Raw genomic sequence first — 11,079 nt, 5'->3', positions numbered from 1 at the left:
AGGGAGCAGGGGGCAGGGAGCAGGGGGCAGGGAGCAGGGAGCAGGGGGCAGGGAGCAGGGGGCAGGGAGCAGGGGAGAAAATCGTTTTAATTCGGTGAAATTAGATAATTTCTTTCTTGAAAGTCCCTTATACCAATCCTCCAAAATCAGACTAGAGATGCAAGGCTAACTTTCTTAATTACGAATTACGAATTACGAATTACGAATTACATGGGTACACCTCTGCGCGTATTACTTGTTGAGGATTCAGAAGATGACGCTTTCTTGGTGCTGCGTGAATTGCAACGTGGTGATTATGAAGTAACTTTTGAACGGATTGATACAGCTACAGCCATGAAAGCTGCGATCGCAGAGCAAACATGGGATATCGTTATTTGCGATTATTCCATGCCCACCTTTAGCGCCCCTGCTGCATTAAAGCAGGTCAAGGAAAGTGAACTTGACCTGCCATTTATTATTGTCTCAGGCACTATTGGAGAAGATACCGCAGTTGCCGCTATGAAAGCAGGTGCCCATGACTACATCATCAAAGGTAATCTAGCGCGACTTGTTCCTGCTGTTGCCCGCGAGTTGCGTGAGGCACTAGTGAGACGGGAGCGAAAACAAGCAGAGGAGCAGATTAAAGCATCGCTTCAAGAAAAAGAGGTGCTATTGAAAGAAATTCATCACCGGGTAAAAAATAATTTGCAGATTATTTCTAGTCTGCTCAACCTGCAAGCAGAGCATCTTAAAGATAATCAAGCTCTTGAGGTGTTCAAAGATAGCCAAAACCGGATTGAATCAATGGCTCTAATCCACGAGAAACTGTATCAATCTCAAGACTTGGCAAAGATTAATTTTGCTGATTATATCCAAGATTTAGTAACTAATTTATTTTATTCATACAACGTTAATTCCAGTGCTATTACCTTAAAAATGAACGTTGAGGAGGTTTTTTTAGCTATTGATGCAGCTATTCCTTGCGGCTTGATTATTAATGAACTTATTTCAAATTCCCTAAAATATGCTTTTCCCCAAAGAGAATTGGGAGAAATTTGTATTGAATTCTGCTCCAGAGAAGCAAATTTATTTACACTTACCATCAGCGATAATGGTGTCGGTTTTGCCCCAGATTTTGACTTTCAAGCTACAGAATCATTAGGTTTGCGATTAGTAAGAGGTCTAACACATCAGCTACAAGGCAACATCAATTTTATCAGCTATAACGGAGTGGAGTATAAAATTGTATTCCCAATTAAGAATTTATAAAACTATAAGTTTAACAATCATGAATCCAGTAAATATATTAGTTGTTGAAGATGAATTCATCGTGGCGATGGATATACAAAATCGGCTCAGAAAATTTGGATACACTGTTTTGGGATTTGTCGATTCTGGAGAAGAAGCAATTAAAAAAGCAGGAGACGATTCTGTAGATTTAGTTTTAATGGATATTCACCTCAAAGGAAAGATGGATGGCGTAGAGGCTGCTCAGATAATTCACAATATTTTTAATATTCCAATAATTTATCTTACTGCTAATGGAGATGAATCAACATTAAATCGAGCCAAGGTAACAGAGCCATTTGGTTACATTCTCAAGCCTTTCAAAGAAAAAGAGTTAAAATTCACTATTGAAATTACCCTTTCCAAACATCGGACGGAAAAAAAATTAAAACAGAATGAACAATGGTTGACTACTGTACTTAAAAGTATTGGAGATGCTGTAATTACTAGCGATGCATCTGGAATTGTGACTTTTATGAATCCGATTGCAGAGGAATTAACGGGTTGGAATTATTCAGATGCCTTTGGTAAAGAAACAACTGAAATATTCAATATTGCCCATGAAGAAACTCGGGCAATTATTGAAAGTCCAATCAGACAAGTCCTTCAATCTGGTGTTACTGTCGGTCTACCAGAGCAGACGATACTTATTGCTAAAAACGGTACACTAATCCCAATTGATGATAGTGTTGCAGCGATTAAAGATGATAACGGTAACATCACGGGTGCAGTTTGCGTTTTTCAAGATATCACTGAGCGTAAACGAATATTGGAGGCACTAGCGCGTCGTCAGCAAGAATTTAAAGCACTAGTTGAAAATGCACCTGATATTATTTCCAGATTTAACCATCAATTGTGCTACGTTTACGTTAATCCAGCTATTGAAAAGGTTACAGGGATATCAGCCGAAACATTTATCGGCAAAACAAACGCAGAGTTAAATTTGCCAGAAGAATTTTGCCGGATATGTGACCATAAGCTTCAGCAAGTTTTTCAAACTAAACAAGAAACCGACTTTGAATGTAGTTTAGCGATCGCTTCCCAAACCAAATATTACCATACCCGTCTTGTACCGGAATTAGCTAATGACGGCTCAGTATACTTTGTCTTAAGTATTTCCCGTAACATTACTGCTCTCAAACTTGCACAGGCGCAATTAATTTATGATGCTTTTCACGACGTACTAACCGGTTTGCCAAATCGCGCCTTATTTATGGAACGGCTAGAACGGGCACTGATGCTGACAAAACGACGTGCTGATTATACATTTGCGGTTCTCTTTCTAGACTTAGATCGCTTCAAAGTTGTCAACGACAGTCTCGGCTATACGATTGGCAATCAACTCTTAACTGCTCTTGCTCGCAGACTGGAAAGCTGCCTGCGTGCCGGAGACACAGTTGCTCGTGTAGGGGGTGATGAATTTACAATTTTGCTTGACGATCTCAACACCATCAATGACGTAACAGGCGTAGTAGAAAGGATACACCAAGCTCTGACATCTGCGTTCCAACTCAGTGGATATGAAGTATTTACTACCGTCAGTATTGGTATCACCCTGAGCAAGGGTAGTTACAACCATCCAGAGGAAATGCTGCGTGATGCTGACATTGCAATGTATCGCGCAAAAGCATTGGGTAAAGCACGCCATGAGATGTTCGACTCAACTATGTACACCCAAGTAACGAAGTTATTAGAGTTAGAGATGGATCTACGGGGGGCAGTTGAACGCCAGGAGTTTCAGGTTTACTACCAGCCAATTGTTTTGTTAGAAACTTATAAAATTATTGGCTTCGAGGCTCTCGTTCGTTGGCAGCATCCGCAACAGGGCTTAGTTCCTCCAGACAACTTTATTCCACTAGCAGAAGAAACTGGGTTGATTATCCCTATTGGTTATTGGGTACTGAGTGAAGCTTGTCGGCAGATGCGTGCTTGGCAAATACAATTTCCTACTGACCCACCCTTAACAATCAGTATAAATTTTTCCACTAAACAGTTCTCACAGCCTGGGCTAATTGAGCAAATTTCCCAAATTATACAAGAGACTGGTCTGGAAGGCAGCAATTTAAAGCTGGAGATTACTGAAAGCGTACTGATGGAAAATATTCAATCAGCAACTTTTATGCTCTTGCAACTGCAAGAGATGAATATCCAAATACACTTAGATGATTTTGGTATAGGCTATTCATCCTTGAGTTACCTGCACCGTTTTGCAAGTAATGCCTTGAAAATTGATCGTTCTTTTGTTACCAAAATGGGTGCTAACGGCGAAAACTTGGAGATTGTTCAAGCGATTATTACCCTAGCTCAAAGTCTAAATATAGATGTAATCGCAGAGGGCGTAGAAACTGTAGAGCAACTGGCACTACTTAGAGCCATGAAATGCAAGCACGCACAGGGATATTTCTTCTCCAAACCCCTAGATTGCAAATCGATAGAAACATTACTTGCATCTGGCATTCAGCCGAGAGAAGAATAGGGTAGGGGGTAGGGAGCAGGGAGCAGGGAGCAGGGAGCAGGGGGCAGGGGGCAGGGAGCAGGGAGCAGGGGGCAGGGGGCAGGAGATAGGGGGAAAGAATTTTTAATTCAAAAAAGGTCATTTACTCTCTTTTTCTGCTGCGGCTCGTTCGCGTGTCAAACTGTCAATAGCATCACCCAAGGCAGTAGTCAGGCTATTGCGGGTTTGGGCGTGGCTATCCTGTTCAGTTTTCAAAGCTTGCAAAAGGCGATCGCGTTCTTTGATTACAGCAATGAGTTTAGCTTGCAACTCCTCCACAGATTTTAGTTGTTCTATTTCTCGTTGGATCGCTGTTACTGATGTCTCAGCAGCCAGTGTTTCAAACTCCAAACCTCGCAATTTATGTAAATCTGCCTTCAAAGATGCGATCGCCTGTTGGGACAATTGGGCATCTGTGCGGCGTTGTTCTGCTTCTGTGTTGTAAAGCTGTCGCCATTTTTGGGCACTTTCCCAACCCGTATCGCGATCGCTCTGAAGTGTCGCCATCTGCTCTTTAAGTTCCTGGATTTCTGTCAACCACTGTTGTGTAAAATCTTGATTCATAAATAAATAGTCATTAGTCATTTGTCATTTGTCATTGGGCATTCATTCATTAATTATTCTTTCTCCCCCTGCCCCCTGCTCCCTGCCCCCTGCTCCCTGCTCCCTACCCCCTGCCCCCTGCCCCCTGCCCCCTGCTCCCCACTCCCCACTCCCCACTCCCCACTCCCTACTAAGTAGTATTGCGGTAAAAAGATAAATGCGATCGCTACGCAAAGTTTGGCACAGTAGTTAAGAAACTAACCAGTTTTACCTCTAAATTATGCTGAACCCTCGTTTTTTTCGCTTCTTTCGCCACCTCAATTGGCGCACGCTCAAAAGAACTTTTGCCAGGACAATCGAAAAACGACTTTTGGGACTAGCCTCGGAAATCGCCTTCAATGCCATGTTATCGCTGTTTCCAGCGATTCTTGCTGTCCTTACAGCCATTGGCTTATTGGCAGAATCTTTACAAGCTACCTTTAAACAGCTAGCGGCACAACTCAGTCAAGTTCTACCGGAAGAAGCTCTGGTTTTGATTCGTGATTTTGCTGCCACAGAAATTACTAATTCTAGAAACAGTGGTTTATTTTCTTTGAGCTTTGCCTTAGCAATTTGGACTGCTTCTGGAGCTGTGAGTACCGCTATGACAGCCCTTGATCAAATCCATCAGATTTCCCCAGAACAGATCCGCCCCTTTTGGAAAGCCAAGCTTATCTCTTTGGGATTAACAATCGGTACTATGTTGCTTTTAGTGCTGGCTTCTTTCTTAGTATTTACCAGCGACTGGCTATTAAGAATGGTAGTAAGCGGAAATGGCTCTTTGATCTTCTTGTTGTATCTTTGGCAGCTGTTACGCTGGCCTTTAGTACTAAGTATTGTTGCTGTCGCCTTTAGCTTTATCTACCGTTATGGACCAAGTGCATGGAATTCAGGCACACCAATGATGCCTGGAGCAATTTTAGCAGCTGTTTTCTGGGCAATATTGTCTGCCCTATTCCGGCTTTATGTGGCTAATTTTGGTAATTATAATAAAGTATATGGTGCTGTAGGGGCTGTGATAGTTTTAATGCTCTGGCTGTCGATGAGTGCGGCTGTACTCTTAATCGGCGATCAGTTGAATGTAACAGTCGGTGAAGATATACGCCCAACGCAGCGCAATCTAACGAAAAATATTAATTTGTAAATCCCTGAGAAAACTTTTGCAAAAACTGATTAGCGGAGTAAAATATCTAACGATTCAATGCAAAGTTAGCGATCGCCTTCATGCCAGATTCTCCCTCTCGATTTTCGATGATTGAACCTGATGCCAAAGCACCCACCTTGAAGCGCCTACGTCAATTAAGTAGGCTGCTGGATAATGTTATTACCATTCCTGGTACACAGATTGGTTTGGGTCTAGATCCAATTTTAGGACTTATACCTATTGGCGGTGATTTTTTAGGAGTCATGTTTTCTAGCTACATCATCCTAGAAGCAGCGCGGCTGGGTGTATCTAGAGCCACTTTAGGCAAAATGGTTATAAATGTGATCATTGATGGCTTAGTAGGGGCTGTACCAGTTTTGGGAGACTTTTTTGATTTTGCCTGGAGAGCCAACACTAATAATATCAAGCTTTTGGAAGAATACTTAAAATTTCCCAGCGAACAAAAGAGTGCAGACAGGTGGTTTATCATTGCCCTTTTGCTTGGATTGTTGCTGATTTCGATTATTTTAGTAGCATTACCCGTGATCCTAATTAGAATATTGTGGAACGCTTTAACTGGGGGTTAAAATAATTCGTAATAGAGCCTCCGGCACGCTACGCGGTTTTCATGCCCAAAGGGCTGTACGTAATTCGTAATTTGTATTCAAGCATAAATATTGGCATGATTCGAGTGAGGGACTGCTGAATATTTTGTTAGTTGGTATTTACTTAAAAAAGCAAAACTATAGAATTCTTATTTGATTTTTTGAAAAATCGGTAAAAGTAAAATAGCCTGCTTGTCTAAGCAATAAATTCCGAAATCAAAACAGACTGCTATAGTTAAATTATTTATTGATAAAGTAATGAAAGATTGGTGGCAGGCTACCTTCCCTAAAGGACGGCAAAATTTAATTATTACTGATATTCAAGGGTATCCTGTGCAAATTTCCTATGGCGAAATAGGCAAAGGTAAACCAATAATTTTATTACATGGTATGGGTAGCTGGAGCTATAACTGGCGACATAGCATAGCAGTATTATCTAAGCATTTTCGGGTGATTTGTTTTGATGCCAAAGGTTTTGGTTTTTCCGAAAAACCATTATTTCGTAGAGAACATAACGGTCATCAAGTTATTGAGTTTCAAAGAATTATTCAGGCATTATGTAATGAACCAGCAATAATTGTGGCTGAATCTTTGGGAGGATTAATTGCCCTTGCTCTTGCTCAAGAAAATCCGCAGTTAATCAGGCAGCTTGTAGTAGTAAACGTACCTGTTTTTACCAAAGATATACCCCATTGGGGTATGCGGTTACTTGCCCAAATTCCTAGAGAAATAATAGAAACAATTGATTACTTACGTCTGGCATATTTGTTTGCACCTTTATTAAGAGAAGTTATGGCAATAGAAAGGCGTGGGGTATTATTTGATCCGTCCATTTTGACACAGGAAGATATCTATTGGATAACTTACCCATTTATTGAATTTCCTGGTACGATTGCCAAAGTTGCCGAAGATTTACAAATAGCAGCGCGAGAAATTGAGAATTGCCAAACAAATAAACCAAATATGCTGACTAAAATTCAAAATAACCTGAGTGCAATTAAGTGCCCTACATTAATTTTGTGGGGAGATCAAGATAGTTGGTTTCCTGTTAGTCATGGTGAAAAATTACATCAGCATATCCCCAATTCCAAATTAAAAGTTTTGTCTAACTGCTATCATGATGCCTCGACAGGTGCTTTTGAAGAATTGAATGCAGCGATTCTTGAGTTTTTACTGAATTATGACTCCTGACCAAATAATTACCGAAAAGTTGGGTCTAAAGCCCCGTGCTTCACGCAATGCTTTAAAGTAATGAGTAAGGAGTAATGAGTAAGGAGTAATGAGTAAGGAGTAATGAGTAAGGAGTAATGAGTAAGGAGTAATGAGTAATGAGTAATGAGTAAATACTTTTGGCTCTCCTAGACTTCGTTTGATAAATTAATACTAAAAACTCCCTAAGATACCTGATAGAACTAGGTTTCGCTAAAATAGAATCAAAGATTTAATAAAAAATGCTTTTTGATTCTTGAATCCCCTACCATGTAAGAACTTAACCTGATATCAAGTATTAATTTTCCATAACTAGTCTAGGAGAGCCAAAAGTATTTACTCATTACTCATTACTTATTACTCATTACTTATTACTCATTACTTATTACTCCTTCTTAAGAGCGCCTTTAGGTCGGTGAGGATGGCAATAATTGCCGCTTTGCAGTATGACTCCTGAATTCTGTTTCGATAAAAAAAGAGTGGGAGGAAGCATATCACTTAGCTTTCAAACTCCCACTCTGCCATTTGCTGCTGAAGTGAACAGGAATGTATACAGGCGTTACCCGTTATTTGGGGGCCAATGCGTACTTCAACAACAACGCCCATACGCATTTAATATCCCTGTTGCAGCAAATGCCAAACCTGATTATTGATATTTATCTGTTGAGGAAAATCCTCTGCAAATAATTGGTAGAAATAGTATTTTTGTAAATCACTTAGTAAATTAATGTTTAACTAAAGCAATTTACTTGCGTGGTAGCCCCTGATAAAAAAACCCTTGAAGTCGTTTATCTTTGTACAATTTAACTTGGTTAATTAGAGTGTGGTTGCCATTTTGCCAGGTTTCTAAATTTCCTAATGGGGGTCTTGTAAGCTAACGCGCCTACATGCACTATTTCTCGTGTAGTCCGTCATTTGTGTTTACCAAGGTCAAAGGACAACCTCACTAGCGCTCTTTTATAACTCTGATGAAAGAAAAAAAATGTAGGTTGGGTTGAACTTTAGCGAAACCCAACAAAACCAAGGATTTTTCTACTAGCTTTAACGAAAAAAATTTGTCAGTTAATCAAATTTAACTTCTTGACTCTGTGTTCTCTGTGCCTCTGTGGTTAAATAAAAAACTATGGAACCGCAGAGACGCGGAGAGCGCAGAGGAAAAAGAGATGTTAAAAGTAATTAGCCAAGCCTTTTTTTAACTTCCTCAGCCAAATCTACTAGTAACACTTCTACTTGCTCACCTGTTTTCAAATCTTTCAGCGAAGACTTTTGTGCTGCTGCTTCTTCGGAACCAATAATTACACAAAATTGAATTCCTTGCTTATCGGCTAGTTGAAATTGTTTACCCAAGGGACGCTTATCAAAGTTAGTGATAACATTAATTCCAGCCTGACGCAGATTTTGCGAAACTTTTAAATAAGTTGGCATCAAATCTTCTTGCATATTCACTACCATTACCTGGGCTGGTGTAGCAGCTAAGGTACTAAGAATACCAGCTTTTAACAAGCGACTAATTAAGCGAGTTAAGCCGATAGAAATGCCTACGCCAGGCATTTTTTCACCCAAAAACACCCCAACTAATTCTTCATATCTCCCGCCAGAACAGATACTACCTAAAGCTTCATGTCCTAATAAGGTTGTTTCGTAAACTGTGCCGGTATAGTAATCAAGTCCACGGGCAATGGATAAATCAATACAAAAGCGATTTTCAGCAACTCCAAGATTACGCACGCCTGCAATTACTGTTTCTAGTTCGCTAATTCCCAGGCTTAATTGCTCGGTTTCTGATAAGTTTTGGGCAAGATGCTTAAGCTTATCTAAGACTTCATCAACGGAGCCATCAATTTTAATAAAATCAATAATTTTTTGAGTCTGTTCTCCTGAAACTCCCTCTTTCTCTAATTCTTGTTTTACTTTGCCTTCACCAATTTTTTCTAAATTATCAACAATACTAATACATGATTTAATTTTGTCTTCGGTAATTCCTACTGACTTAAAAAAACCTGTAAGAACTTTACGATTATTGATGCGAATCAGAAAATCACCAATATTTATTGCTTCAAATATCTCCGTGATAATTGCAGGCATCTGAGCATCATAGAGTAAGCTAAGTTCACGACGAGCAACTACATCAATATCGCATTGGCGGAACTGACGAAAACGCCCATCTTTGGCTCGTTCTCCCCGAAAAACCATATCAGTTTGGTAGCGAGCAAAGGGAAAGGTTAACTCATTCAAATGACGGGCAATATAAGCGGCTAAAGGAACTGTTTGATCAAATTTTAAAGCTCTTGCTTCTGAACCAGTTTCGCCCGATTTATCTCTCTCGGCTTGCCGATTTGGTGGCAGGATGGGATCAATGCCATAAATAATATTGTCGCCTTGATTACCTTTCGCTTGCAGCACTTCTAAACGTTCTACAGCAGGTGTTTCGATGGGCGTAAATCCATAGCTTTCAAAAACTCTACGGATGATATCTAGCAAATATAATTCTAGACGCTTTTCGCTAGGAAGAAATTCTGGAAATCCGCTAGGGGTAGAAAAGTTTATTTTGTCACCTTTTGCCATGCGTGTACCTTACTAAGTTGAAATTGATGAAAGCCTAACAAACGCAGTCGTGGCTTTTCGAATATTTGACGTTGCAATCTACCTTTTCTTGTTCTAACATTTGGAAAAATCGAGTAAAGTAATCGGCAAAAGTTTTCGCTGTACAACCACCAGGGTCTCTTATTACAATGCCTGGAACCTTTAACCCACTAAATAAGGCATTTATCTAAAATCGAGTCACCTGGTGCTAAAGCCGCAACGAGTAATGCCGATTGGTAATACTTTTAGAAGCAGGAATCTCTAGGCATCTACTGGGCGATTTAGAACAGGGATTGCAATGGTATCCATTTTAAATCTCTGTGCAGGTAGTGAGCTACAACTTAATTATGTTCGCATATTATGAGTGGGGAGTGAGAAAGGTTGTCAAAGCACGGCTTTAATCATTGCTGGCATAATTTGACGCAAAGCATAACGAATTCTGTTTTTCTTCCAAGCGATGCCTGCGACGGGCTACGCCTACGCGTCTATCGTCGGTTTATAATGTTCTTCTGTTTCCACACCAATATCTTTCGTCAGTCCCGCCGCTTGCGATCGCCAGTTTACGCTTTTATTGTCCACGCCCTGGCTTGCAATCTGCAAAACCCAATGCCTCTGTGTCGAGAAAACTTGCGATCGCCATCTCAATAACTGCTTCGATTGGATATTCAATTTCAGTAGCACGAGCAATTAGAGCAGCGCGAATTCTTTCAGGTAAGCATCCTAAAATAACTTCGGCATCATTAGAGGAAAGTTGCTCTTGGAGTTTTGCTTGCATCACTTTACTACCCTTCGGTTGGAATTCGGACGTTATAAGGAGGTTCGGTGGCTCTTAAAATAATCGCTTCTAGCTCCAATAGTAACGTAGGGTTTTCCCAATATGAAATGAATTGCACTGCAATTCGCACATCTTCATCGTTATACTTATCGAGCCACGCCCACAAAAAAGCTTTATGTCCACCACTAAAACGCCCCCGTAAGCTCTTGGTTTTACCGATGTACAACAATCCGTCAGTCTTGTGCCTGATTGCATAGATGCCAGGACGAGCCGGAATACTTGCAAACTCACGGGTCAAGGGTTGGCATTGCTCAAAGGGAATGAAAGCGATCGCATCTAGAATTCTCCGAGCTTGAGCTTGAAGTTCAGAATCATTTGTTGGCATGAAAACCAGAGGGGTGATTGCACAGAAATCATACTC

At 40.5% G+C, this 11,079-nt stretch carries 9 protein-coding genes; 5 read left to right on the top strand and 4 right to left on the bottom strand.

Annotation, left to right across the window (positions count from 1 at the left end; translation table 11 throughout):
• Positions 1 to 210: 210 nt before the first annotated feature.
• Both VB732_RS14995 and VB732_RS14990 read left to right on the top strand, forming a co-directional pair.
• A complete protein-coding gene (locus VB732_RS14995) occupies positions 211 to 1,248 on the top strand; it encodes a sensor histidine kinase (RefSeq protein WP_323231660.1) in 1,038 nt (345 codons plus the stop codon).
• A 19-nt stretch (positions 1,249 to 1,267) separates the two neighbouring features.
• Complete coding sequence (locus VB732_RS14990; RefSeq protein WP_323231659.1) at positions 1,268 to 3,742, top strand: EAL domain-containing protein; 2,475 nt, start codon at positions 1,268 to 1,270, stop codon at positions 3,740 to 3,742.
• Between the two features lie 117 nt (positions 3,743 to 3,859).
• Here VB732_RS14990 and VB732_RS14985 read toward each other — a convergent pair whose 3' ends face one another.
• Positions 3,860 to 4,324: a hypothetical protein gene (locus VB732_RS14985; protein ID WP_323231708.1), complete on the bottom strand. Its 465-nt coding sequence runs from the start codon at positions 4,322 to 4,324 to the stop codon at positions 3,860 to 3,862.
• A 259-nt stretch (positions 4,325 to 4,583) separates the two neighbouring features.
• On the opposite strand from VB732_RS14985, the gene VB732_RS14980 reads away from it, so the two are divergent.
• The 3 genes from VB732_RS14980 (at position 4,584) to VB732_RS14970 (ending at position 7,282) form a co-directional block, all read left to right on the top strand.
• Positions 4,584 to 5,486: a YihY/virulence factor BrkB family protein gene (locus VB732_RS14980; RefSeq protein ID WP_323231658.1), complete on the top strand. Its 903-nt coding sequence runs from the start codon at positions 4,584 to 4,586 to the stop codon at positions 5,484 to 5,486.
• An 80-nt stretch (positions 5,487 to 5,566) separates the two neighbouring features.
• The gene (locus tag VB732_RS14975; protein ID WP_323231657.1) at positions 5,567 to 6,073 is read left to right on the top strand and encodes a DUF4112 domain-containing protein; all 507 of its coding nucleotides are present in this window, start codon (positions 5,567 to 5,569) and stop codon (positions 6,071 to 6,073) included.
• A 276-nt stretch (positions 6,074 to 6,349) separates the two neighbouring features.
• Positions 6,350 to 7,282, top strand: coding sequence for an alpha/beta hydrolase (locus tag VB732_RS14970; protein WP_323231656.1), 933 nt, complete (start codon positions 6,350 to 6,352; stop codon positions 7,280 to 7,282).
• Positions 7,283 to 8,476: 1,194 nt separating this feature from the next.
• On the opposite strand, the gene hisS is transcribed toward VB732_RS14970, so the two are convergent.
• From hisS to VB732_RS14955, 3 genes are all read right to left on the bottom strand, one after another.
• Complete coding sequence (hisS, locus tag VB732_RS14965; RefSeq protein WP_323231655.1) at positions 8,477 to 9,865, bottom strand: histidine--tRNA ligase; 1,389 nt, start codon at positions 9,863 to 9,865, stop codon at positions 8,477 to 8,479.
• 586 nt (positions 9,866 to 10,451) lie between these two features.
• The gene (locus tag VB732_RS14960; protein WP_323231707.1) at positions 10,452 to 10,658 is read right to left on the bottom strand and encodes a hypothetical protein; all 207 of its coding nucleotides are present in this window, start codon (positions 10,656 to 10,658) and stop codon (positions 10,452 to 10,454) included.
• 7 nt (positions 10,659 to 10,665) lie between these two features.
• Positions 10,666 to 11,043, bottom strand: a complete 378-nt coding sequence (locus VB732_RS14955) for a GIY-YIG nuclease family protein (RefSeq protein WP_323231654.1) — start codon at positions 11,041 to 11,043, stop codon at positions 10,666 to 10,668.
• Between the last annotated feature and the right edge of the window lie 36 nt (positions 11,044 to 11,079).

The sequence above is a fragment of the Nostoc sp. UHCC 0252 genome, from assembly GCF_034931145.1.
Lineage (GTDB): Bacteria > Cyanobacteriota > Cyanobacteriia > Cyanobacteriales > Nostocaceae > Nostoc.
The sequence above is the reverse complement of the archived record's forward strand: the minus strand, read 5'-3'. Positions and strand labels throughout refer to the sequence as shown.

Bases quoted from the DNA above. Each gene is read 5' to 3' on its own strand.
- VB732_RS14995 (WP_323231660.1), top strand. From the start codon at position 211: ATGGGTACACCTCTGCGCGTATTACTTGTTGAGGATTCAGAAGATGAC.
- VB732_RS14990 (WP_323231659.1), top strand. From the start codon at position 1,268: ATGAATCCAGTAAATATATTAGTTGTTGAAGATGAATTCATCGTGGCG.
- VB732_RS14985 (WP_323231708.1), bottom strand. From the start codon at position 4,324: ATGAATCAAGATTTTACACAACAGTGGTTGACAGAAATCCAGGAACTT.
- VB732_RS14980 (WP_323231658.1), top strand. From the start codon at position 4,584: ATGCTGAACCCTCGTTTTTTTCGCTTCTTTCGCCACCTCAATTGGCGC.
- VB732_RS14975 (WP_323231657.1), top strand. From the start codon at position 5,567: ATGCCAGATTCTCCCTCTCGATTTTCGATGATTGAACCTGATGCCAAA.
- VB732_RS14970 (WP_323231656.1), top strand. From the start codon at position 6,350: ATGAAAGATTGGTGGCAGGCTACCTTCCCTAAAGGACGGCAAAATTTA.
- hisS (WP_323231655.1), bottom strand. From the start codon at position 9,865: ATGGCAAAAGGTGACAAAATAAACTTTTCTACCCCTAGCGGATTTCCA.
- VB732_RS14960 (WP_323231707.1), bottom strand. From the start codon at position 10,658: ATGCAAGCAAAACTCCAAGAGCAACTTTCCTCTAATGATGCCGAAGTT.
- VB732_RS14955 (WP_323231654.1), bottom strand. From the start codon at position 11,043: ATGCCAACAAATGATTCTGAACTTCAAGCTCAAGCTCGGAGAATTCTA.